The organism is Neobacillus rhizosphaerae (genome assembly GCF_050477885.1).
Lineage (GTDB): Bacteria > Bacillota > Bacilli > Bacillales > Cytobacillaceae > Neobacillus > Neobacillus rhizosphaerae_A.
Genome location: NZ_JBCNAC010000072.1, coordinates 1 through 24232, shown reverse-complemented (window position 1 = coordinate 24232; position 24232 = coordinate 1). Strand labels below are relative to the sequence as shown.

Genomic DNA, 24232 nt, shown 5'->3' with positions numbered 1-24232 from the left:
TGAGTTGAAAAAAGTACCTATTTTACTAGCAAGGCATGTAGTTTTGATCTTCATTAGCATCATGATGGTATTTCCTTTCTTATGGATGGTGGTAAGTGCGCTAAAAACGAAGGATGAAATTTGGCAATTTCCACCTACTTTATGGCCGGAGAAGCCAATGTGGAATCATTTTGCCGAAGCATGGTCCATGGCACCATTTGACCAATATATCTTTAATAGTGTCTTTACCGCAATGGCCATTGTCCTTATTCAAATCGTTAACTCAGCACTGATTGCCTATGCATTTACACAATTGCGTTTTAAAGGAAGAAATTTTTTGTTTTCCATTATTTTGATCACCTATATGCTGCCGGTAGCGGCTACATATGTACCGAGTTATGTCATTTTAGCCGATTTTAATTTACTTGATACCTATAAAGGACTTATTTTATCGAATGCGTGTAGTGTTTTTGGGATTTTCTTGTTCAGGCAGGCATTCCTCCAGGTTCCAAAGGAATTAATTGAGGCGGCAAGAGTAGATGGAGCAACACACTGGACTATTATTTGGAAGATTATTTTTCCAACGACGAAAGCAACGTTCATTACCTTTGCGCTAATCAGTTTTGTCCAAAACTATAATAATTATCTATGGCCAACATTAATTACAACAAGTGAAAGCAAGATGTTAATTACTACAGGTCTAAGGCAATTCTTTATACAAGAAGGTGCCTATGGAATTCAATGGCCACTGATCATGGCTGCAAGTACCTTTGCTGTCTTGCCGCTGCTGATTTTATTTATATTCGTTCAAAAGTGGATTATCTCTGGCATTAGCGATCAGGGGTTAAAAGGATAAAAAGGGGAGAAAAAGATGTTTACAAGAAAGATAGGAATATTTAGTTTAATTGTTTTATTACTAGTCTCGATGATTTCGGGATGCTCTTCAGAGAAGTCATCTGCAAATGGACCAATAGAAATCGAGTTTTGGTATGGTTTAGGTGGAAAGCTTGGTGAAAATGTTGAAAAAAGAATTAAAGAATTTAATGCTAGCCAAAACGAAGTAAAGGTTAAGGGTGTTGCTCAAGGATCATATGATGAAACCTTACAAAAGCTGCAAGCTGCGATTGCAGCCAAAAAGGTTCCAGCTGCCGTTCTTTTGAAAAATGACCCGATGAATGCGTTTGCGAAAAAAGGGACACTAGCGCCTCTAACAAAATACATAAAAGAGGATGCTGACTTCCATCCAGAAGATTTTATTGATGCTTTCTATCAGCAAGGAACGATTGATGGCGACCAGTATGCTTTACCGCTTTATGGAACGACACAAGTTCTATACTATCGTAAGGATATGTTTGAAAAAACTGGCATTACTCCTGAACAATTAAAGACATGGGAATCCCTTTCAGTAGTAGCTAAACAATTAACAAAGAAAAGTGGAAATAAAACAGAGGTTTATGGCTGGGAACCGATGTGGGGACCAGATAACATGATTGATGCGGCACTAAGTAATGGTGCGAAGTATTTAAGTGAAGATGGCAAAAAAGTGTTAATTGATTCTCCAGAGTGGGTAAAAGCATGGGAGTTTTTCAAAAAAGGAATCCATGAAGATCAGACGATGGCTATTCACCACGATGGACAGGGCTGGGAATATTGGTATAAGACCATTGACGATGTCATGCAGGGACGTGCAGCAGGTTACACGGGTTCAAGTGGAGACCAGGGAGATTTAGATTTCTCTATTCTAGCAGCTTATCCTCAGCCTGGCTGGGAAGGTCATGAAGCAGCTCCACATGCAGGGGCACAGATGGGTGCGATTCCTGTTTTAGCATCTGAGAAAGAAAAGAAGGCAGCCTTTAAATGGTTAAAATTCTTCACAAATGCTGAAAACACAGCAGACTGGTCAATTAATTCTGGTTATATTCCAGTTCGGAAATCTGCACAGGATGTTCAGGCATACAAGGATTATGCGGAAAAGAATCCACAAATCAATGTGCCATTACAGCAAGCACAAATCGCTACACCCCCATTTGTCGATCCAACTGGCGGTAAAATTTACGATGCATTGGTTAAAGCTGCAGATAAAGTAGAAATTGAAGGGGTTTCTTCTGAGGAAGCATTGAAGGAAGCTCAAAAAGAAGCACAAAGGGCATTAGATAAAGTGTTGAAAAAATAAAGAGGAGGATTGACGTTGACTGCTTCGTACTCAACAAAGATGGACGGTGTGTTACAGGCACCGTCTTTCTCTTTACCGTTTGATATAGATTCTGAATTTGACTGGCTTGAATTGACCGTCTCTTTTTCGGTTAAAGGATGGTACTCGATTTTAATATGGGATTCTGAGAAAAAATTGAGGGCTCAGTCGCTTGTGATAAATGAACCTAAGACTATAATGATCTCGCAGTCTTCTAAGGATACAAGCTTTGGAGCTGTTACTGGAAAAGTTGCGGCAGGAACGTGGACGCTAGAAATTCTTAGCCCTCCGTCTTCTGAAAATCGTCAATATACGATTGATTATATAGGCGGTTTTGGTCAAAAGGTTGGAAATAGTGTGGAAGGTTCAACTTGGTCGAAGGAAGGAATTACTGATGGTTTTCTTTTAAATGATTATCAAAAAGATCAGGTATTTAATACTGGAACACGATGGTATAAAGGTGATTTTCATACACATACAACGGAATCAGATGGAAAGATGACACCTTTTAATGGAATGGCACAGGCCAGAAAAATGAATTTGGATTTCTTTGTAGCTACTGATCATAATATACTACCAACAAAATGGCTAGAAGATGAAATCATGGTGATTCCTGGGGTGGAGATTACCTCTTCTAAGGGGCACTTTAATGCACTTGGACTAACCAAATGGGTTGATTGGCGCCCCTCTTTTGCGGATGGTGGGATGGAGACAGAAGAAGGCATGAACCGTATTATACGTGACGTGAAGGCTGCCGGGGCTATTGTCAGCATGAATCACCCCATGCTTAAGCCATGGGAGTGGCAGTATCGAACCACTCTGTTATCTGATCTTGATGTGATTGAAATTTGGAATGATCCAACCTATAAGGATAACCCAGAAGCAACTGAACAGGCACTGATATTATGGAATACGTTGTGGAATGATGGGTACCAAATCTATGGCATTGGTGGCTCCGATTCTCATTTATTGCCTACAGAGTCATATGAGGAAGGGGGGCCTCCATCTGTCATTGGGGATCCTGCCACATTCGTTTATTGTGAAGGCCTGACAGCTAGGTCTTTATTAAATGGAGTAAATAGGGGCAGAGCTTATGTATCAAGAGGCCCAGAATTTATTATTAATATTTTTGTAGATGGAGTCTCTTATTTGCCCGGTAGTAATTTAACTGATTGCTATGATGACAAGGAAGAGATCGAGGTATGGTATGAGATTATGCCGATGAAAACACCAGCGAATGCAACCCTTCATTGGATCAAAGACAGTCAATCAGTAAAAGATATCAAGATTGCTGAGGGAAAAATTATTCAAAACCAATTTACGCTAAAGAAGTCAGAAGTAACTTGGATCCGTTTTGAAATTCGATCAGAGGATGGAGAATTACTCAGTTTCGTTAACCCTATATTCACCGGTAAAAAAACACCTACCCTTACCACATGGGGAGACCTGTTAGATACGGTTGATTTTTCATAGTACACCACAAGCTTTTAAAGAGATTTTGACAGATGAAAGACAAAACTGCATAGTTCAAGAGAAAAAGTGTCTTTCATAATTTTTTTGATGTATTACCATTTGAACATGTAAATAAAATCAACGCAGCCGTTATCCGTATGGATAGCGGCCTTTTACATTTTAGTAATCAGGCAAAGGTTAAAACTTGATTAATAAGTTTTTCTTAAGTTAAGTAATAAATATTCCGTTATTTTCCTTATAGCCATTCATTCGTACAATAAGAACGGGCAAAGGATGGGGGATTACAAATGAAAAATAACAAAATACCGTATTTATTAGGTTCTATGATTAGTAATTTTGGGGATGGCATACAACAAATTGCGATTATGTGGTATATCTATCATTTAACAGGTGAAGCACTTTCCATTGGTGTGATGATAGCCATTTATTATTTACCAAGTATTTTGCTAACACCACTTGTATCCGTTTATGTGGATCACCACCACTCAAAAAGGATTGTGCTGTTGACAGATATCTTTCGATTTATCATCGTGCTGACCATGTCTATTCTGATATTTTTACAATTTGAATCAACACTTTTCATCTATTTTTTACAGTTCCTATTAGCTGTCTGTTACACCATCTACAAACCAGCTGAGCAGTCTTTTATAAAAGAATCATTCCAAGATAAAGATATACCCTTTGTTATCTCCAATTCTTCATCGCTTAACGAAGGAGCATTAATTGCAGGGTCTGCTGTTTCAGGTGTGCTACTGATAAAATTGTCATTATCCCTCAGTTTCATGATTAACTCACTAACCTTTCTATTAGCTGCAGTACTCTATTATTTGGTTAAGCAAATCAAAATCAAACAAAAGAAACTGAGTAAAATTCAATACTACTCAGAGTTGATTTCCGGATGGGAATTTATCAAGAGTCGTGACGGAATGAGGTATCTCCTCTTTTTATCTATTTTAAATAGCATAAGCATTCAGATGACCACCACTATTCTATTACCGTTAGCAAATATGTTTAAAGGAGGCAGTGGACTTTACTCAGTCTTTGATATTTCTTTTGCTGTAGGGGGGATTCTGGCTGGAATCGTCGTCACTTCCTTTCTTAAAAAGAATAAACAATGGTCCATTATTTTTACCATGGTCGGAATGGCTTTAACAGCTGTTTTATTACATTTAAATAGTTTTAAAATAGCAACCGCAATTTTAATATTTGTACTAGGATTATTTACGATGTCTCACTTAATTATTACTCAAACCTTGATTCAACTGAACTCAACAAAAGAGTATATTGGGAGAGTCATTGGCTTAAGAACCATCCTAGCTTCCATCGTAAAAATTACTTCTGCCCTGACAACAGGCCTATTACTCTCTAAGATTGGAGTGAGTCATATATTTCTTTTATTTGCCCTGATTATCTTTGCTAGTTGTTTTACCTTAAAAGGGTTAAAGAAAATCAATGTAACAAATATAGGTTAGTAAGGCACATCATTTAATGGATTTTTTTGTAACTTTTTATCCGGATTTCAGTCTGATAATGAGGAGAGTATATACTTCGGGGGGGAAATAATTGGAGAAGAAAAGATTATATTATTTAGACCATTTACGCGTCATTTTAACCGTTTTGGTCTTGATCCATCACACAGCAATAACATATGGGGCTGATGGGTCATGGGTGTATGAAGATGTCGAACCTACCAAAGGATTAAGTGTGACCGTAATTATTTTGACTCTTTTTACCGCTATTAATCAATCATTTTTTATGGGGCTATTTTTCTTTCTATCGGGATATTTCACTCCACCGTCTTTTGAGCAGAAGGGAGCGGGAGTTTTTTTAAAAGACCGATTGATTCGGTTAGGGATTCCATTAATTTTTTATACGTTTATAATAGGGCCATTTATCCAATATATAGTGAGATTCAGGAATGAGTGTTCTTTTGGAAGATATTATCGAAAAGAAATTCTTACTTTCCATAGTATTAATATTGGTCCACTTTGGTTTGTTGAAGCCTTATTAATTTTTTCAATACTTTATATCATGTATCGAAAGTTTTTTTCATCCAGCCACAGGACGACAAGATCGTTTCCTTCGAATAGAAGTTTGTTTTATACTGCTGTTGGCTTAGGGGTGTCCGCATTTTTTATTCGTCTGTTTTGGCCTACAGGCGAGGGACTACTAGGTTTGCAGTTTGGTTATTTTCCTTCTTATATTCTACTGTTTATCGCTGGTACCATCGCTTATAAACAAAATTGGTTAGAGCAATTATGGAAGGAAACCGTAAAACGATGGGGCTGGATAGCAAATACCTATGCAAACAAATGGCTCCCACATTGAATAAACAAAAGCCTGAAAGCCCCAACCACCAGAAACATTCATTGCCCCCTCCAAGGCCCCGGTCGCAATAAGTGCAATTGGTAAAATTGGAATGGTGATAACTGATGGCTGCTTTCAATGTTTAAAACAAGGCATAATGTAACAAAGAAGATGTGGAGAAACTTATCAGAATCAGCTTATACCCTTTATATCATCCATCCTCTTGTTCTTGTCAGTATAAGTTTATATTTACACCAATTTGATTTTCCAGCCCTATTGAAGTTTTTAATCGTTGCAGTAGCCGGACCCGCTATTGGATTTGTATTATCAGGCTGGTTATGCAAGATTCCTGGCATAAAAAGAATTTTATAGAAATAGCCCCACATTTAAAGTGGGGCATTCTTAATATTACAAAACAACACTTTCCTGGCTTTGTTCTTTTCTTTTTTTTAGGGATTCCACCAATGACTTAAACAGTTTTAAGGAACGTTGAAAAACCGGACTTTGAATAAATGTATAAACAAAGGTAGCAATAAACACCGGGCCGCTCAATAGGAAGCCAATTATTAAAACAATGCTTTCTACCATAATCCTTGATTGACTCACCGACAGTCTTGTTTTATCAGAAATGGAAAGCATAAAGCCATCACGAGGACCAGCACCAATTCCTGCAGCCACATACATCCCGCCACCAATCCCTGTTGTGACTATAGCCACTAATAAAATAATGTAATCCATCCAAGTATGTGTTGCCTTCGGGAGAATATCCAACCAAAGGAAAAAATCCATAATGGGTCCAATGCACAAAGCATTTAAGATCGTCCCAATATTGATATAGCTTCTAGCCACGAAGAATGAAACGAGGATTAGAATTAAACCACAGACAACACCCCATGTACCAATGGTTAAACCAAAATGCTGATAAAGAGCAACATTTAGGACTTCCCACGGATGTAAACCTAGATATTTAACTTTAACTGCAATCGCGTTGCCTAAGCCAAAAAAGATTAATCCTAAAAAGAATAAACAATACTGAAAGAATTTCAATTCAGTTACCCCCATGATCACAAAGACTATTCTGAATTTTCACCTATCTACAAATCTTAAATTATGAATAGATATTAATCAATGGTTAATTAGAAATATAGAATACATATCTTTGGACTGTTATAATCTGAATTATGTTAATATAAAAAATTATTGCAGGAAAGATTGCGGGGGGAATAACTATGAATTTCTTTGCATCAGAAAAACTACAAAAAATGTCAGCGAGTATTTTTCAAGAAGTAGCTAACCGTAAAAAAGCAGCCATAAAAAGAGGAAAAGATGTCATTGATTTAAGTGTAGGCTCACCTGATTTTCCACCGCCATCGTTTGTTGTGGAAACATTGATAGAAGCCGCTCAGGACACAAGTCGCTATGGGTACACTCTGACAGGGATTCCAGAATTCCATGAGGCAGTTAGTTACTTTTATCAACAAAGGTATGCAGTTGAACTTAACCCTGTAAAGGAAGTCTTGCAGTTAATGGGGTCACAGGATGGGTTAGCACATTTGGCTACAGCACTCATTAATCCAGGAGATTATGTTTTGGTTCCGGACCCTGGATATCCAATTTATGAGGCAAGTGTAAATATCGCAGGTGGAATCATTTATCCTATGCCATTATTAGCTGAAAATAAATTCCTCCCAAAGCTAGATGAAATTCCGCTAGAGGTCTTAAAGAAAACCAAGATGATGATTATCAGTTACCCTGGGAACCCTGTAACTGCATTAGCAGATAGAGAGTTTTTTGAAAAAGTAGTGGATTTCGCTAAGCAACACGGGATCTTGGTTATTCATGACTTTGCCTATTCAGAATTGATATTTGATGATAACCCGCAGCTTAGTTTCATGTCGGTTCCAGGAGCAAAACAAGTAGGAATTGAGTTTAATTCACTGTCTAAAACATTTAATATGGCGGGCTGTCGAATTGGTTATGTTGTGGGTAATGCACAAGCTATTAAGATCCTAGCTTCATTAAAGTCACATATTGATTATGGTATTTTTTATCCGATCCAAAAGGCAGCGGTAACCGCACTGACCTCTGACTTTCAATATCTTCGTGAACAGGTAAAAGAGTATGAACTCCGTCGGGATGCATTAATTTCTGGGCTAAGGAAAAGTGGCTGGCAGGTGGAAAAGTCTCCTGCCACGATGTTCGTCTGGGCGAAAATTCCCGTAGGCTGGACCTCCCGAGAATTTGTCTTTGAATTAATTGATCAAGCAGGTGTGGCAGTTATTCCAGGTGACGCATTCGGAAAATTAGGGGAAGGGTATGTTCGTATTGCTATGGTACAGCCGCCAGAACAGTTAGTGACCGCTGCAGAAAGAATCCACCAATTTCTTTTAAAACAGGCAATAACAAATTAAGTAACGCAGAGACTGAATCTTTAGGAATAAAGAGCCAGTCTCTTTTTTATCCAAAATAATACAATTTTTTGACATGTGAACGAACGTTAATTAATATATTATTAGTGGTAAAAAAACCCAAATTGTTTTGAAGAAAGGATGATCCATGTGAGTAAATTTGTTTGTACAACGTGTGGAACACAATATCCAGACTCCGCACGTCCTCCTAGCTCTTGCATGATTTGTGAAGAAGAAAGACAGTATGTAAACCCGAATGGGCAAGACTGGACAACACTTGAGAAGTTAATTGAGTCACAACAATATAAAAATAATATTCTATTAGAAGAGAAAAACTTGTATAGTATCACCACGGCACCTTCTTTTGGAATCGGTCAAACAGCTTACCTTATTAAAGGAAATGACTTTAATGTATTATGGGATTGTATAACCTATCTTGATGAAAAGACGATTGAGGAGATTCATCAAATGGGAGGAATTAACGCGATTGCTCTTTCCCATCCTCATTACTATTCAGCACAGATTGAATGGGCTAGAGCTTTTGATGTACCGATTTATATTCATGAGGATGACCAGGAATGGATTGTGAATCCAAGTGATCATATTATTCTATGGTCAGGAGAAAAACTAGTTTTACATGAGGGAATGACTATTTACAGATTAGGCGGACATTTTAAAGGTGGGGCAGTTTTACACTGGGAGGATGGAAACGAAGGGAATGGCGTCCTTTTAACAGGAGATATCATCCAAGTAGTTGCCGATAGAATGTGGGTAAGCTTTATGTATAGTTATCCTAACTTGATTCCATTACCTGCTAAAACAGTTAGAGAGATGGCAGAGAAGGTTAAGCCCTTATCATTTAACCGAATTTATAATGCCTTTCATAAGATCGTGAAGGAAGATGCCAACCAATCAGTTCAATTATCAGCTAATCGATATATTAGAGCCGTTCAAGGAGAATTGTTCCAAACCTAATTTTTTTTACGGACCTCCCCTACATGCAGCGGAGAAATGGTGGCCATTTCAAGCCATATTTGCTAATATCGTCACTTTTCTCAATTGCTGGAGGAATTTCTTTGTTTCTATTTTCTTATGTAATATTAGAATCGTTTACACCGCCTGAAGTGATGTTCCAAATGACTATGAAATAAGAAGGAGTTTTCAGGATGAATCATCCAATAACTGATCTAGACGTAAACAGCACAAAATATAAAATCCTTGAAGCTTCTATTGACTTATTTTCTCATAAAGGATTTACTGCGGTATCCGTTCGTGAGCTAACAAAAGTGGTTGGAATAAAAGAAAGTGCACTTTATAATCACTTCAAATCTAAGGATGAAATTTTAGAATGGATTTATTCATTATTTCGTGAAAACCATTCTAAAACAAGACCGAATCAGGATGCTTTAGAAGCAATTTGTAACAGGGTAACAATCAAGCCATTTTTAACTCAAGGGATTATCAATTTCAAACAGGCAGTAGAAGAACCGTTGCACGAAAAAATGTGGAGAATACTAAATATCGAGCAATTCCGTGACCAAAGGGCAAGAGATATCATTATTAATGATGTATATAAAGGGACTGTTGATTTCTTGGAGGTTGCATTTCAGATTTTTATTGATAAAGGGGAACTTAAACAACAAAATGCTAAGATTTTAGCAACCGAGTATCAGTACCCATATTTTACGATGATGATGGAATACTTGCTCCTGAGGTATGACGGTATAGATACAGCAGAAGTAGAAATGAAAATGGAGAATCATTTAACCTTTTTTCTTGACGCAATTCGTTAGTTCGGGATATTTCTTCTATAAACTGGGTTATAAACATATATATTTAAAAAGGCCTTCAGATACTTGAAGGCTTTTTACAATGATTATGAAAGAGGGATATAAATGCCAAGTGAAATTCAACATGTAGAATTAGATATCCCAATTGAAGTGATTTGGAGATTTATACGCGATCCGGATAACTGGGCACCCTTGGTCCCAGGCTATATTCAACACGAAATAGTAAATGAAAACCAAATTACATGGGAATTTAAAAGCGACCTCTTAGGCATTATGAAGAAAAAGGTCAGTTTAATCATTGATAATATCATATGGAATGAACCTGCGAAGGTAAGTTTCGAATTAAAGCGCTCGAATGAAAAATACCTAGGTGAAGGATATTTCGAAGCTAAAGCAATGAATAGAAACAAAACAAAAGTAACTGGGTTTCTTGAAATTAATGCAACCGGTCCTATGGGCTCTTTAGCTAATACTCTTTTTAAAAAAGCCATTCAAAAGTCTGATGAAGAAGTGGCCGTCGCCATCTCTTCTAAACTGGAAGAATTCAATAGGAGATAGAAAAAAGCCGTAAATCTGGTAAATAAAAAGGATTTACGGCTTTTTTAAAGAAAAAAACCTTTGCTACACTACCGACCTTGATACTTGTTATGCGTTACTGTCATGAATGTGCGAACAAAAGGAAATTGTAGTCACGTAGGAAAGTCCCTGTGACTAAACCGACTTATAGAGTAAGGAATTGGTAGGTCTACGTGCCCGAACGAGCGAAAAAAAGCAGGAACCGGTAACGTAGAAAGGGTCTACGTGCCCGAACCCATGAAAAAAAGCAGAAACCGGTAACGTAGAAAAGATCTGCTTTACAAAAAGTTAAGGTTTTCTTAAGCATCCAGTGGTACCTTTAGTCTACATTATTGATGTGGGAGGAAAAGACATGTTTGCGAAGGTACCAAAAAGAGGAATTAATATTTTACTTGTTGCTTCCATAGTCGGGCTCGGGAACTATTCTTACATACCTATTGCTTATGCTGAAAGTACAAATGCTGTACAGGAAAATCAGTCCGAAAACACACTTTCAAAATTAGAAATTGAAGGGATTCAGCTCGATCGTGATTTTACGACAGAGGTTAAAGAATATTCCACAACTGTAGAAAATGAAACAAGGGAAATGAATTTACTTGTAGAAAGTAGTAATCCAGATGCCAGCATTACTATAAATGACACGTCTATCAAAAGTGGTGTAGTAAGTACATTTTCACTTCAAACAGGAGAAAACAAATTCCTTATTACTGTTTCTGATGGGACACACCAACTGAATACTTATACCGTAACCGTTACTAGAAAACAAAATGGGAATAACCTCTTGCAAAATATAGAATTGTCTAATGGAAAGCTGTCACCAAACTTTTCATCTGAAATTAACAAATATAGTATCGAAGTAGCAAATTACATAGCCTCTCTTACAATTAAACCGACTTCTGTTGAGTCCACATCAACCATTCAGGTAAATGGGACTAGTCTTAAAGAAGGAAGAGTCTCGGTGGACCTTCCCATTGGGAAATCAATCATCACTATCGTCGTTACGGCAGAGAATGGCGAAAAAAAGACCTATACAATAAACGTGGCTAGGGGTAATTCGACTAATTCACAAACTACCATTCCAACACAAAACAATCGAACGAATACATTTCAACCAACCATGAACCAACAGGGTAATACCACAACCACAGCACAAAAAGTCAGTAAAGCAACCCTTTCTTCACTAACCATTAACAATGGAACGTGGGACAGTGCGTTTACTTCTGATGAATTTACTTACCATGTGGCTGTTAGTAGTGATGTGGATTCCATTACATTAAGTCCAACAGCACGCTACAGCAGTTCAACTATTTTAATCGAAGGTGGAACAAGCAAAACGATAAAGTTGGATAATGATAACAAAACCGTTATTTCTATTGTTGTAAGATATAGTGATGATGATCGAAAAACATATGTCCTCGTCATAGATAGAGAAGAATAAATTCTATAGAATCAGAACCTGCAGTGTGCAGGTTTTTTTCTTTTTTTAAAAAAGTAAGTTATTTCTTTCACATGATGGGTAAAGTTATGTTATATTTATATATAAAAATTTAGCGAATTTTTTGACTAAAGGAAGGTGAATGGTATGGCAACAGAATTAAAAGTAAATGACAGCAGTCTTCCGTTGCGTCGCGATGTGAAATTACTTGGAAAAATGCTTGGTGAAATTCTTGTCAATCATGGTGGTTCCGAATTGTTTGAAAAAGTGGAAAAAATTAGACATATGACTAAAACACTAAGAACTCACTTTGATCAGGAGATTTATGCTGACTTAAAAGAAGAAATCGCTAATCTAAGCTCTCCGATGAGGAGGCAAATTATCCGTGCTTTTTCTATGTATTTCCATTTGATAAACGCAGCTGAACAAAACCACCGGATTAGAAGACGTAGGGAATATCAGCTGCAAGATGATAACGTCGTACAGCCTGCTTCTATTGAAAGTGCGATTCTTTCTCTTAAAGAGAATGATATTAATGAAGATGTGATTCAAAAAGTTTTACATACGTTATCCTTAGAATTAGTGATCACAGCTCATCCAACAGAGGCTACTAAGCGTTCAATTCTTGAAATTCAACAGCGTATCGCTGTTATCTTAAAAAGTCTAGATCATCCATTGTTAACTAGCAGGGAAAGAAAGAAACTTGAAGAAAGTTTGTTTAATGAAGTGACGATTCTTTGGCAAACAGATGAGCTGCGCGAGCACAAGCCTACTGTTTTGGATGAAGTAAGAAATGGACTGTATTATTTTGACCAAACACTCTTTGAGGTGCTTCCAGAGATACACCAGGAGGTCGCTGACAATTTAGGTAAGTATTATCCTAATGCTACATGGGGAGTTCCTAATTTCCTTCGTTTCGGTTCATGGATTGGAGGAGACCGTGATGGAAACCCAAATGTTACCCACGAGGTGACATGGGAAACCTTAAACAGACAAAGAAGATTGGTGCTTAAGAAGTATAAGAATGTGTTAGTCGACCTAATGAAGAGGTATAGTCAAGCCACTACACGTGTAGAGGTAAGTGAGGAATTACTCACCTTTATTGAGGAAAAGGAAGATAAATACTTAAGAGAAGAGAAAAAATGGCCAATTAAATCTGAAGTATATCGTCGTACCTTTGCACTTATTATTGAACGAGTAAAACAAGTGGGGAATCCTGAACTAGGATACAAATCTGCAGAGGAATTATTAGAAGACTTATACATTATTAAAAGAAGTTTAAAGATGCATCACCCTGCAGCACATGAATTAAAAATTATTCAGAAACTGATTCGTCAAGTTCAATTATTTGGATTCCATTTAGCAACACTGGATATCCGTAACCATAGCGGGGAACATGAAGCCGCTATTACAGAAATTCTTCGCAAGGTTCGAATTAGTGATAATTATGCGGAACTTCCCGAGGAAGAAAAAGTAAAGATTTTACAGAACATCCTTATGGATCCACGCCCACTCCTATTATTAAATGAAGATTATTCTGCGGAAACGCAGGAGATGATTAAAGTGTTCCAAATGATTCAAGAGGCACATGAAGAGTTTGGGAAACGTTCTATTTCAGTCTACCTTATTAGTATGACTAAATCACCAAGTGATTTGCTAGAAGTTCTTGTTCTTGCAAAAGAGGCGGGAATTTATCGACTTCACGCAGATGGTACTTTAGAAAGTCATTTAAATGTGGCACCATTGCTGGAAACGATAGATGACCTTGTTGCGGGTCCTAAGATCATGGAAACTCTTTTTGACATGCCAATATATCGCAATCATTTGAAAATACTAGGGGATCAACAGGAAATTATGCTTGGATATTCTGATGGCAGCAAGGATGGTGGAACACTAACGGCCAATTGGAAGCTGTATAAAGCCCAAATTGAGATTCATAAAATGGCTAAGCAGTATGAAATAGGTCTTAAATTCTTCCACGGCCGTGGCGGTTCGCTAGGCCGTGGCGGCGGTCCATTAAACAAGAGCATTTTATCTCAACCGGCTGAAACCATTGGAGATGGCGTTAAAATTACCGAGCAGGGAGAAGTTTTATCATCAAGGTATTTGCTTGAGGATATAGCTTACCGTAGTTTAGAGCAGGCAACGTCTACCTTGCTGCTCGCGGCAACACATGTATCAAAAGAGTCAGGTTATCACCGAGAGCCTATTTGGGAAGAGACCATTGAGGAAATTGCTAGTATTTCTTTGGAGAAATATCAATCACTTGTATTTGGCGATTCAGACTTTTTAACCTATTTTAATGAAGCAACACCATTAAGGGAATTAGGTGACTTAAATATTGGATCAAGACCAATGAGTAGGAAAAATCGAGGTCGTTTCGAGGATTTAAGGGCTATTCCATGGGTGTTTGCTTGGACGCAAAGCAGACAGTTGCTTCCTGCATGGTATGCTGCTGGAACAGGATTAGATACATTCGTTTCAAGAAGCGCAGAAAACCTTCAGCTTTTACAACAAATGTATGAGCAGTGGCCATTTTTCCGCTCAACGATTGATAATTTACACATGGCTTTGATGAAAGCTGATATTACTACTGCGAAGGAATATTTAACTCTTGTGCAAGATAAAACCATCGCAGATCGAATTTTTACAAATATTTTAGAAGAATATGAAAGAACGAAAGCTATTTTATTGAAAATAACAGGGGATAAAGAATTGCTGGATCATACTCCAAATATTCAAGAGTCGGTTCACAGACGTAATCCTTATGTTGATCCATTAAACTTCCTACAGGTTGAGTTAATAAAAGAATTAAGGGATCAAGAAGAACCGGATGATGAATTATTAACACAAGTTCTTCTAACAATAAGCGGAATTTCTGCTGGTTTAAGGAATACTGGTTGATATTAAGAGAGGCTGACAAACAAAAGTCAGTCTCTTTTTTTTCTAAAAGAGTGAGTTTGTAATTTTGAATTTTTTATGAATTATCCTGTTATGAATGAGTATTCATTCGTTTTTTAACACGATTCGACATTATTCGGAATTTTTAAATGATATATTTTAGCCAGCAGGAGTAAGGGAGTGAATAAAAGCTATTTTGTGTGAAACCAAACATACCTAATTTCTAAAATCTTGTATTCGATGATGATTCGGAGGGGACAAAAATGTCTGTAAAAGAAAGAGTGGTACTTGAAACTCAAACGGTTGCTGCGATGATTGATTCGTTAGCAAACAATGCTGTGAAGGCACTCGGTGCTTTCCGTTGTTACAACCAGGAAATGGTTGATGAAATTGTAAAGCAAATGGCTCTGACCGCTCTTGAAAACCATAGGGAACTGGCAAAGCTCGCTGTAAATGAAACACGCCGTGGAGTTTATGAGGATAAAGTTTTTAAAAATATGTTTGCTACAGAATTTATTTATAACAATATACGGAACATGAAAACCGTTGGTGTCATAAGCGAAAACGAAAATGAGGGAATGGTTGAGATGGCAGAGCCAGTAGGTGTCATCGCAGGTGTCATTCCAATTACAAATCCAACCTCAACTGTGATTTTCAAATCATTAATTTCGCTTAAAACAAGAAATCCTATTATATTTGCCTTTCCAAAATATGCACAACAATGCTGCAAAGAGACAGCCGAATTGTTAAAGAAAGCCGCCATCAGCGCTGGCGCTCCTGAGAACTGCATCCAATGGATTGAAACTCCTTCCCATGAAGCTTTCCAGGCTCTTATGGTGCATCCAAAGATCTCGCTCATTTTAGCAACAGGTGGACCTAATTTGGTAAAAGCGGCGTATAGCTCAGGTAAACCGGCACTTGGAGTGGGAGCTGGGAATGTACCTTGTTATATCGAGAAATCAGCTCATATCAAACGTGCTGTCAACGATGTAATCTTATCCAAAACCTTCGACAACGGTATGATTTGCGCTTCAGAACAAGCATTGATTATCGATGAAGAAATTTATGATGAAGTTAAACAGGAAATGATAGATAATCATTGCTATTTCCTTAACGAAGAAGAACGCAAGATGCTAGAAAAAGTGGCTATATTCGAAAAAACTAATTCTATTAATCAGTTAATTGTTGGATTACCAGCGTATGTGATTGCGAAAATGGCTGGAATAAACGTTCCAGTAAATACGAAGATTCTTATTGCTGAGTTAGCTGGAGTAGGTCCTAATTTCCCACTTTCCTGTGAAAAGCTAAGTCCAATCTTGGCATGCTATAAGGTTACACATTTTACTGAAGGCTTAAAAATTGCAGAAGAAACACTGGAATATGGGGGGCTAGGACATTCAGCAGCCATTCATACTGCAGATCAAAGCCTTATAGATAGGTTCGCAGCACGCATGAAGGCTGGTCGAATCATCGTTAATACTCCTTCCACACATGGTGCAATCGGGGATATTTATAACACTTCACTTCCGTCCTTAACAATTGGATGTGGAACATATGGAGGGAATTCAGTGTCACAGAATGTTGGAGCCGCTAATCTCATCAACATTAAAAAAGTTGCCAAAAGAAGAACGTTTACACAATGGTTTAAAGTTCCATCTCAGATTTTCTTTGAGAAAAATTCAATCCAAATGCTAGCTTCAATCCCAAATATCTCGAGAGCATTTATTGTCACAAGTGGAAGTCCTGTAAAAAATGGCTTTGTCGACAAAGTTTTATATTATCTTGAAAAAAATCAAAACAAGATTCAATGGGAGGCATTTTCTGAAATTGAGCCAGAGCCTAGTATTGAAACGGTCATGAATGGCGCAGAGAGAATGAGAAGATTTCAGCCTGATGTTATTATTGCCCTCGGTGGTGGCTCAGTGATGGATGCGGCTAAAGCAATGTGGTTATTTTACGAGCATCCAGAAACAGACTTCCATAGTCTAACACAAAAATTCTTTGATCCGAATAAGCGAGTCGTTAAATTCCCGATTCTTCGCCAAAAGGCTAAGTTTATCGCGATTCCTACGACATCAGGTACAGGTTCGGAAGTGACAGCCTTCTCAGTTATTACTGATAAAAAGGCTAACATTAAATACCCACTTGCAGATTTTCAGCTAACACCTGATGTGGCAATTATTGATCCGCAGTTTGTAATGACTGTTCCAAAGCATGTTACTGCTGATACAGGGATGGACGTTTTAACGCATGCGATTGAAGCGTATGTATCGGTATTGGCAAATGATTATACGGACGGGTTGGCACTTAAAGCCATTCAGTTGGTTTTTGAGTATTTACCAAGAGCGTATCAGGATGGCAGTGATGAATTAGCACGAGAAAAAATGCACAATGCTTCAACTATAGCCGGGATGGCCTTTGCCAATTCCTTTTTAGGAATCAACCATAGTTTAGCCCATGTCCTTGGTGCCGAATTTCACATACCACATGGACGTGCAAATGCATTACTTTTACCACATGTGATTCGTTACAATTCAGTCAAACCAAATAAGTTTATGACCTATCCGAAATACGAATATTTTATTGCGGATAAGCGGTATTGTGAAATAGCCAAAATGCTTGGACTATCTGCCAGTACGACAGAAGAAGGAATTGAGAGCCTAATTACGGCCATTATAAAACTTGCTGAAGAACTAGATATTTCCATGAGTATTCAGGCTAACGGGGTTACAAAGTCAGAATTTGAAAGTAAGGTTGATGAACTTGCCGAACTTGCTTTTGATGATCAAGACACCATTGCTAATCCAAAACAGCCATTTGTAAGTGAACTTGCTGAAATTTACCGACGAGCGTATGTAGGTGTATAGGAATTGTGAAATAAGAAGAAGGATTATAAGGAGGGGGAAAATGTGGTATATCAAAAAAAGCCATGGTTAAAATTTTACGATCCAAGGGTTAGTGAAAATGTATCCATTGAGTACGATTCATTATTTGACCTTTTGAAGCAGGCAGCCAATATTCATGATGAAAGACCTGCCCTTACCTTTTATGGAAGGTCTTGGAGCTATAAAGATACAAAAATGATATCTGAATGGTTTGCTGCCTCATTGTATCGAATTGGACTCAAAAAGGGAGATCGTTTAGCGATTATGTTGCCCAATTGTCCTCACTATATTTTTAGTTTATTTGCAGGGTTTAGATTAGGTGGAATTGCTGTTCAAGTGAACCCAATGTATGTCGAACGAGAAATTGAATATGTGTTAAATGACTCTGAGGCGGAATATATGGTTGTATTTGAAGACTTTTATACAAGAGTAAAGAAGGTTCAGCCAAATACATCATTAAAGAGGATGATTGTCGTGGGCTTCGGCGGAAACCGAATTCAGCTTTCTGCTGGGGATATTTACTTTGAGGATTTTCTTACACATGACAATGTCATTCCTGATATTCCAATTGACATACATGAAGATGTCGCCATCTTACAATACACAGGCGGCACCACTGGAGTATCTAAAGGGGTTATGCTTACCCACCATAATCTTTTAGCAAATATTATTCAGGTATGTGATTTCACTTATAATGCAGTAGATGAGAAACCAGAGAACTTCAAGATCGTCAGTGTCCTGCCTATGTTTCATGTTTATGGATTATCATGTAATGCACTTTCGGCAATCAGAATTGGTTGTAATCAGTTAATATTACCAAGGTTCGATGTCAATGAGGTATTAGATCTAGTAAAAAGGGAAAAGCCATTTCAAATGACAGCGGTCCCAACCATGATCTTCGCTTTCAATAGTCACCCAGACTTAGAAGCAAGTAAACTTGGAGATATATATTATCTAAGCAGTGGGGGTGCGCCACTTCCTGTCGAACAGGTGAGGTCTTTTGAGAAAAGAGTGGGTGTAAGATTAGCAGACGGCTATGGTTTATCAGAAACGGCACCTTCTGCAATCTCTACGCCTCCATTCTTACCAAGAAAATTAGGTAGTGTTGGTATTCCTTTACCAGGAACTGAAGCGAGAATTATTACACAAACCCCTCAAGGAATCGAAGACGTTCCAATTGGGGAGGCAGGTGAACTCATTCTCCGCGGTCCACAGGTAATGAAGGGGTATTGGAAACGGCCTGGGGATACGGAAATGGTATTGAAGAACGGTTGGCTCTTTACAGGGGATATCGCCAAAATGGATGAAGATGGCTATTTTTATATTTTGGACCGGAAAAAAGATATTATTATTGCGAGTGGGTATAACGTTTATCCAAGAGAAATTGAGGAAGTACTTTACAAGCACGAGGCAGTTGAAGAAGCCATTGTTATTGGTGTTCCGGACAGCTATAGAGGGGAAACGGTTAAGGCATTTGTTAAGTTAAAAATAGGTGCTGTAGAAACGCCGGAGAACCTAATAGAATTTGCAAAGATTAACCTAGCACCTTATAAAGTTCCAAAAGAGATTGAAATTCTAAATGAACTTCCCAAATCATCTGTCGGCAAGCTTTTAAGACGAATGTTACGTAAAGAGGAAGAAAAACTACAAGTTTAACCACTATAATCTACTTCCACATGAACTACTTCAAAGATCATTTTTAATAAACCACCCAAGAAAAATCCAAAATCATGTACTTGTTTCTAATAGTAAGTTAAAAAAAATTATAGAAGGGATGAAATAAAAATGCCTGATAAAAAGGAAGTTGAAAAAGAATCATTGGAAGAAAAAACACTAAATAAGGTTATGCAGACAAACCTGGTAGAAGAAGAGCAACTAGTTGAAAATGAGGATATGGAACAGCTTTCTAGTTTAGATGTTCTATGGCAGCATGCCTTCGGAGAGATAGATGAATGGGCTAAACACGCTGAATTTCGCGATGAGATCTTTTTAAAAGAAGCAAAGCATTTCGCTGAGAGTATTAAAAGGAATCGGGGAAACGTAAAAGACATTGCTGAGAGATTTAATAAAGAATTTGCTGAATGGGAAAGAACTGCAAGAGAGGAATTTTTAATGTCAACGACTAGTTTGCAGCATTTTTTCCCGATCCGATCCTATGAAGATATTAATGCTCAAATTGATCAAATTCAGCAGAAAACGATGTCTATTCTTTCTGCACCCTGTCAAACATTAAATAATTACTTAACCATGGAAAAATATCTCGAAATGATAGACCAATATATCGCATTGCGGAAAAAAGGGAGAATGCAATATATTAAAACGGTTAAACAAGCCGGGAATATAATTTATGAGAGTCAGAGGGGCTTTGTTAATCTTTTTGCCAGACAGATTAAATCAGTTATGTTTCCTCTCAATAAATATTTGGAAAAAACAGAAGAACTTTCAAAATCATAGATTTAAAGGGGAGAAGCAGGATGACTAAAGATAAAATTTATGATCCTTTTGAAGGATTCAAGCGAGTAAGTGGAATGTGGGAAAAACAATTAAATGGTCTATTGTATATGATGACTGACAACAATGAGTTCGTACGGTTAATGAAGGTTGGTACTGAGAGTCATGCACGATACATGGAGCTTTTAAGAAAAAACCAAGAGCTAATGGCTGGATTAATGAATATACCGACCAAAAAAGATGTAGCTAATGTAGCTAAACTTTCCGTCCAAGCTGAGGAGAAAATAGATATTTTAGAAGAACAAATTTGGAATGTACAGGATAGCTTAAGCGCATTAAATAAAGAACATGTTGAGATGTTTCAAGAACTGGTCAGTATAGTTAAACAAATGAAAGTTGAATATCATCAAATCTCCCAAGATTTAGAGGATACTAGAACGTTAAAAGCAGAGATTCAGAGTTTAAAACAGGAGATGTCACAGTTAACAGACATTAAAGCGGAACTAGCGTCCATAAAAAATTTAATGCATAAAGGTAAGGGGAAAGAAAAAGAGCTAGTGCTCACAAGTTCAGTAGCATCTAAAGCATAGTGAAAGGAGAGAAAAAGATGAGTGGAAGTTCAGCACGTTTCAATTTTATTCCTCAGCTTGATCTTGAAAAAGAAACCTCAAGGTGGAATCAAGTTTATAAGGTACTCACAGAACCGAAACCAGATATTAAACAGACACAAAGAGAAATTGTTTGGAAAAAGAATAAATCAACGTTATATTATCACCCGGCAAAAGAAAAAAAATATGAGATTCCCATATTTTTAGTTTATTCACTACTAAATAAATCATATATTTTAGATGTGGGTGAAGGTAGCAGTGTGGTGGGGGGGCTAACAGAACGCGGGTATGATGTATACTTTCTAGACTGGGGCTCACCAGGATATGAAGATAGTGATATTACCCTTGATGTTTACATCTTAAATTATCTTGAAAATGGTGTGAAGCGTGCACTTAGGCATTCTGGTGCAAAGGGTATTTCAATGGTAGGCTATTGCCTGGGTGGAACCATTTCAGCCATCTTTACCTCTATTACAAAACTACCAATAGTGAATTTAGTTCTAGCGACAGTTCCCATTGATTTTAGTGTGGGAATTGTGCCGGATAAATGGTTAAAAGGACTACAAAAGGGAACCATCGACTTTAACCGCTTCTCAGATGTATATGGGGTCATTCCATCCGAATATATGTACCTGATGTTTAGGGGACTTTCACCAGTCTATATTAGTCCATGGATTAACCTAATCACTCGCGCACACGATCCACATTATGTGGAAAAATGGCGTAGGATGGATAAATGGACAAAAGATACCGCCTCTTTTGCAGGTGCAGCCTTTAAGCAGTTATTTAATGATTTTTATAAAGACAACAAGCTCCTAAAGGGTGAGTTGGAAATTGGCGGTAGGGTGGTAGATTTAAAGAATATTAAGTGTCCTACTTTTGTGTTCTCGACCTCTAGAGATACACTTGTATTAGAACAGCAGAGTCTCCCTATTATGGATATGATTTCAAGTGAAGATAAAACATATCAAGTATTCGAGGGAGGGCACGTTTCACTTGCCTTAACTGGTATGTTTGCCAAATTTGCTGATCAGTGGCTTACTACTCATTCACAAAAAATTCAAGAAGCAGTTGTATAATATAAGAGGAATGAAATAAATTAATAACGGGAAGGACGGTGCCCTTCCCGTTATTCTTATGCAACTAATTTTTGTTGATTAAGGAACCTACGTAGTAGGTTATTAAACCGGTCTTTAGCCTCAAGTTTAGCAATATGTCCAGTATTTCTCATGATTATAAATTCGGAATCTGGAATTAGCTTGTGCATGCATGCTTGAATCCAAACAGGTAGAACAGAGTCATATTGACCGCCAATAATTAGTGTTGGAACGCTGATTTTTGGCAGTAAAGATAAATTATTCACATCCAGACAAGTGTTTAAGGATTGTAGGAAAATTTGGTGTTTTGGGTGAAAAGAATGTCCAAACTTTTCCTTCATTTCTTTATTCCATGAGTAAAGTGCCATTTTGGAAATAAACTCTGTTTGTTTCCCTGCAGCAGTAACGGAATCAAATTTAGCTTTTCGATTATTAAATAATAATTTTTTTAGTTTTTTTGGGAAAAAGTGAAAGGTGCTTATCAACAAGAGAGAACGGCAGAGGTTGGGAGCTTGGCGGTAAATTTCTTGTGCAACAGCTCCACCCATTGATAAACCAAGGATGTTAGCGTTTTCAATTCCTAACTCTTTTAATAAACCAATGATATCTAAAGCAAAATTCTGAATTGAAATACCATCGGTTTTTGTACACTCACCATGACCTCTCAAATCTGGAATAATAAGCTCGAATTGATCGGCTAACTCAAACTGATTTTGCCACCCTTCTTTCACTTCACCTAAACCATGGATAAGTACTAAGGGTTCTCCGCTACCAAAATGCAAATAGGGTACACCTGATTTACTCCTTTTAGTTTTTTCCATTTTACACCACCTTTTTGTTTTTATTAAGTTTATAACCAAGTTTAGTATATTGTAAACCGATAAATTTTGCTTTTAATCATATTTATTTCCAGTATTGACAAAATATTACCTATAGGTGTAAAATACATATAGGTGAGGTGATAAAGATATGGTGAATCAAGACAATCCAACAGTTAATCCATCCAAAAATTTTGTGTTGCCATTTATTTTATTACTTCTTAGTAAAGTTTCTCTACACGGGTATGAACTTAGCCAAAGGTTAGAAGCATTCGGGTTCAAAACGCTTGACCAAGGAAATCTATATAGACTACTAAGACAATTGGAAAAAGATGAGCTTGTATCCTCTGAATGGGATACAACTGGAAGTGGTCCGGCAAAAAGAAGATATTCTATTACAAAAGCTGGGGTTACATATTTAAAAGGCTATGCCAATCAACTAGAAACATACCAATCCCTCTTAGATCAATTTTTTAAGATGTATACCAGTTTCCTTGAGCTCTATATTCCTTCATTTCAAAAGAAGGATCCCATAGAGAAAGTAAACAATAGAAAAAGGAGGAGGAAGGACGATGGCACAGAAGAAGAATGAAACGGTTCAAGCTGTTGACGAAAAAGTGCTGCCAATAGCAGAGGAATCGATGCATGTAGGTTCATTTGTAAACACATTTTGGGATCAGTTTGAACAGTCACGTGAGCGTGCACAGCAACTTAGGGAAAATCGTGAGGATGCATATATTAATGCATTAAAAGAGGTTATTAAGTTCAATAAGCAGTACAGAAATTCAATTGCAAAACTGTATAATCAAACAAAAAAAACCAATAAAGAAATGGTTTCAGAATTAATGCATCAATTTAATACAGGTAAAGAGGAACCGAAAGACGAAGTGATTTTCTCCAACGATCGTGAAGAGCTTAAAAATCAGTTGAAAGAAGTGTCTGGACAATTAGAAAAATTGGCTTTGACTCCAATAAAATCTGTCTTCCAGATGGTTGATCGCTTGGAGGATAATTTTGAAAGAAATGCTGAATCCAGTATCACTTATGCTCGTGAACGTAGAAATGCATGGCTTGAAGTAAGAAAAGAATATATTAAACTTGCTCGAAATACACATTTAAACCTTGTTGAACGGGGAAAAAACAGTATAAAAGAGCTGGTCAAAACACCGTAACTATTATTAGATAAATAAGGAGTTTATACAACATTGAATAACATAAAAAATCTTCATAAAAGCTAGGACCACGATCTCTATTTAATAGTGAAGATTGTGGTTTTTTTATATTCTTATATTGAAAGAAGCGATGCTTGCTAT

Annotated in this window: 21 protein-coding genes; 19 read left to right on the top strand and 2 right to left on the bottom strand. The window is 37.3% G+C overall.

Features of this window, described 5'->3' with window-relative positions; translation table 11 throughout:
• Positions 1–4 precede the first annotated feature (4 nt).
• The 6 genes from ABES03_RS09515 to ABES03_RS09490 all read left to right on the top strand — a co-directional run bounded on the left by ABES03_RS09515 (position 5) and on the right by ABES03_RS09490 (position 6322).
• Positions 5–835 carry a carbohydrate ABC transporter permease gene (locus ABES03_RS09515; RefSeq protein WP_430117055.1) on the top strand — a complete coding sequence of 277 codons (831 nt, stop codon included), beginning with the start codon at positions 5–7 and terminating at the stop codon, positions 833–835.
• Between the two features lie 15 nt (positions 836–850).
• A complete protein-coding gene (locus ABES03_RS09510; RefSeq protein WP_430117054.1) occupies positions 851–2152 on the top strand; it encodes an ABC transporter substrate-binding protein in 1302 nt (433 codons plus the stop codon).
• 15 nt (positions 2153–2167) lie between these two features.
• Positions 2168–3643 (top strand): CehA/McbA family metallohydrolase, encoded by a 1476-nt coding sequence (locus tag ABES03_RS09505; protein WP_430117053.1) that lies wholly within the window; start codon positions 2168–2170, stop codon positions 3641–3643.
• A 287-nt stretch (positions 3644–3930) separates the two neighbouring features.
• The gene (locus tag ABES03_RS09500; RefSeq protein WP_430117052.1) at positions 3931–5115 is read left to right on the top strand and encodes an MFS transporter; all 1185 of its coding nucleotides are present in this window, start codon (positions 3931–3933) and stop codon (positions 5113–5115) included.
• Positions 5116–5206: 91 nt separating this feature from the next.
• Positions 5207–5971, top strand: a complete 765-nt coding sequence (locus ABES03_RS09495; protein ID WP_430117051.1) for an acyltransferase family protein — start codon at positions 5207–5209, stop codon at positions 5969–5971.
• Positions 5972–6088: 117 nt separating this feature from the next.
• Positions 6089–6322, top strand: a complete 234-nt coding sequence (locus tag ABES03_RS09490) for a hypothetical protein (protein ID WP_430117050.1) — start codon at positions 6089–6091, stop codon at positions 6320–6322.
• A 36-nt stretch (positions 6323–6358) separates the two neighbouring features.
• Here the strand turns inward: ABES03_RS09490 and ABES03_RS09485 are convergent, their stop codons facing one another.
• Positions 6359–7012: a YczE/YyaS/YitT family protein gene (locus tag ABES03_RS09485; RefSeq protein WP_430117049.1), complete on the bottom strand. Its 654-nt coding sequence runs from the start codon at positions 7010–7012 to the stop codon at positions 6359–6361.
• Between the two features lie 167 nt (positions 7013–7179).
• On the opposite strand from ABES03_RS09485, the gene ABES03_RS09480 reads away from it, so the two are divergent.
• The 11 genes from ABES03_RS09480 to ABES03_RS09430 all read left to right on the top strand — a co-directional run bounded on the left by ABES03_RS09480 (position 7180) and on the right by ABES03_RS09430 (position 22083).
• Complete coding sequence (locus ABES03_RS09480) at positions 7180–8361, top strand: LL-diaminopimelate aminotransferase (protein WP_430117048.1); 1182 nt, start codon at positions 7180–7182, stop codon at positions 8359–8361.
• Positions 8362–8508: 147 nt separating this feature from the next.
• On the top strand, positions 8509–9333 hold the full coding sequence (locus ABES03_RS09475; protein WP_430117047.1) for an MBL fold metallo-hydrolase: 825 nt from the start codon (positions 8509–8511) through the stop codon (positions 9331–9333).
• Positions 9334–9524: 191 nt separating this feature from the next.
• Entirely contained in the window at positions 9525–10151 is a 627-nt protein-coding gene (locus ABES03_RS09470; protein ID WP_430117046.1) for a TetR/AcrR family transcriptional regulator, read from the top strand.
• A 102-nt stretch (positions 10152–10253) separates the two neighbouring features.
• Positions 10254–10706 (top strand): CoxG family protein, encoded by a 453-nt coding sequence (locus tag ABES03_RS09465; RefSeq protein ID WP_430117045.1) that lies wholly within the window; start codon positions 10254–10256, stop codon positions 10704–10706.
• 370 nt (positions 10707–11076) lie between these two features.
• Positions 11077–12162 carry a cadherin-like beta sandwich domain-containing protein gene (locus ABES03_RS09460; RefSeq protein WP_430117044.1) on the top strand — a complete coding sequence of 362 codons (1086 nt, stop codon included), beginning with the start codon at positions 11077–11079 and terminating at the stop codon, positions 12160–12162.
• A 144-nt stretch (positions 12163–12306) separates the two neighbouring features.
• Complete coding sequence (gene ppc / locus ABES03_RS09455) at positions 12307–15063, top strand: phosphoenolpyruvate carboxylase (protein ID WP_430117043.1); 2757 nt, start codon at positions 12307–12309, stop codon at positions 15061–15063.
• Between the two features lie 260 nt (positions 15064–15323).
• On the top strand, positions 15324–17927 hold the full coding sequence (gene adhE / locus ABES03_RS09450; protein WP_430117042.1) for a bifunctional acetaldehyde-CoA/alcohol dehydrogenase: 2604 nt from the start codon (positions 15324–15326) through the stop codon (positions 17925–17927).
• A 42-nt stretch (positions 17928–17969) separates the two neighbouring features.
• The gene (locus ABES03_RS09445; protein WP_430117041.1) at positions 17970–19601 is read left to right on the top strand and encodes a long-chain-fatty-acid--CoA ligase; all 1632 of its coding nucleotides are present in this window, start codon (positions 17970–17972) and stop codon (positions 19599–19601) included.
• A 129-nt stretch (positions 19602–19730) separates the two neighbouring features.
• Entirely contained in the window at positions 19731–20399 is a 669-nt protein-coding gene (locus tag ABES03_RS09440) for a hypothetical protein (RefSeq protein WP_430117040.1), read from the top strand.
• A 20-nt stretch (positions 20400–20419) separates the two neighbouring features.
• Positions 20420–20986, top strand: coding sequence for a polyhydroxyalkanoate biosynthesis repressor PhaR (locus ABES03_RS09435; protein ID WP_430117039.1), 567 nt, complete (start codon positions 20420–20422; stop codon positions 20984–20986).
• 17 nt (positions 20987–21003) lie between these two features.
• A complete protein-coding gene (locus ABES03_RS09430) occupies positions 21004–22083 on the top strand; it encodes an alpha/beta fold hydrolase (RefSeq protein WP_430117038.1) in 1080 nt (359 codons plus the stop codon).
• Between the two features lie 56 nt (positions 22084–22139).
• On the opposite strand, the gene ABES03_RS09425 is transcribed toward ABES03_RS09430, so the two are convergent.
• Positions 22140–22922, bottom strand: coding sequence for an alpha/beta fold hydrolase (locus ABES03_RS09425; RefSeq protein ID WP_430117037.1), 783 nt, complete (start codon positions 22920–22922; stop codon positions 22140–22142).
• Between the two features lie 148 nt (positions 22923–23070).
• Between ABES03_RS09425 and phaQ the strand changes: the two genes are divergently transcribed.
• Positions 23071–23511 carry a poly-beta-hydroxybutyrate-responsive repressor gene (gene phaQ, locus ABES03_RS09420; RefSeq protein ID WP_308080407.1) on the top strand — a complete coding sequence of 147 codons (441 nt, stop codon included), beginning with the start codon at positions 23071–23073 and terminating at the stop codon, positions 23509–23511.
• Positions 23492–24091 carry a hypothetical protein gene (locus ABES03_RS09415; protein WP_430117036.1) on the top strand — a complete coding sequence of 200 codons (600 nt, stop codon included), beginning with the start codon at positions 23492–23494 and terminating at the stop codon, positions 24089–24091. Before phaQ ends, ABES03_RS09415 begins: the two co-directional genes overlap by 20 nt.
• The last annotated feature ends 141 nt before the right edge of the window (positions 24092–24232 follow it).

Coding starts and splice junctions, on each gene's coding strand:
- ABES03_RS09510 (WP_430117054.1), top strand. CDS start 851: ATGTTTACAAGAAAGATAGGAATATTTAGTTTAATTGTTTTATTACTA.
- ABES03_RS09500 (WP_430117052.1), top strand. CDS start 3,931: ATGAAAAATAACAAAATACCGTATTTATTAGGTTCTATGATTAGTAAT.
- ABES03_RS09490 (WP_430117050.1), top strand. CDS start 6,089: ATGTTTAAAACAAGGCATAATGTAACAAAGAAGATGTGGAGAAACTTA.
- ABES03_RS09485 (WP_430117049.1), bottom strand. CDS start 7,012: ATGGGGGTAACTGAATTGAAATTCTTTCAGTATTGTTTATTCTTTTTA.
- ABES03_RS09480 (WP_430117048.1), top strand. CDS start 7,180: ATGAATTTCTTTGCATCAGAAAAACTACAAAAAATGTCAGCGAGTATT.
- ABES03_RS09470 (WP_430117046.1), top strand. CDS start 9,525: ATGAATCATCCAATAACTGATCTAGACGTAAACAGCACAAAATATAAA.
- ABES03_RS09465 (WP_430117045.1), top strand. CDS start 10,254: ATGCCAAGTGAAATTCAACATGTAGAATTAGATATCCCAATTGAAGTG.
- ABES03_RS09460 (WP_430117044.1), top strand. CDS start 11,077: ATGTTTGCGAAGGTACCAAAAAGAGGAATTAATATTTTACTTGTTGCT.
- ppc (WP_430117043.1), top strand. CDS start 12,307: ATGGCAACAGAATTAAAAGTAAATGACAGCAGTCTTCCGTTGCGTCGC.
- adhE (WP_430117042.1), top strand. CDS start 15,324: ATGTCTGTAAAAGAAAGAGTGGTACTTGAAACTCAAACGGTTGCTGCG.
- ABES03_RS09440 (WP_430117040.1), top strand. CDS start 19,731: ATGCCTGATAAAAAGGAAGTTGAAAAAGAATCATTGGAAGAAAAAACA.
- ABES03_RS09435 (WP_430117039.1), top strand. CDS start 20,420: ATGACTAAAGATAAAATTTATGATCCTTTTGAAGGATTCAAGCGAGTA.
- ABES03_RS09430 (WP_430117038.1), top strand. CDS start 21,004: ATGAGTGGAAGTTCAGCACGTTTCAATTTTATTCCTCAGCTTGATCTT.
- ABES03_RS09425 (WP_430117037.1), bottom strand. CDS start 22,922: ATGGAAAAAACTAAAAGGAGTAAATCAGGTGTACCCTATTTGCATTTT.
- phaQ (WP_308080407.1), top strand. CDS start 23,071: ATGGTGAATCAAGACAATCCAACAGTTAATCCATCCAAAAATTTTGTG.
- ABES03_RS09415 (WP_430117036.1), top strand. CDS start 23,492: ATGGCACAGAAGAAGAATGAAACGGTTCAAGCTGTTGACGAAAAAGTG.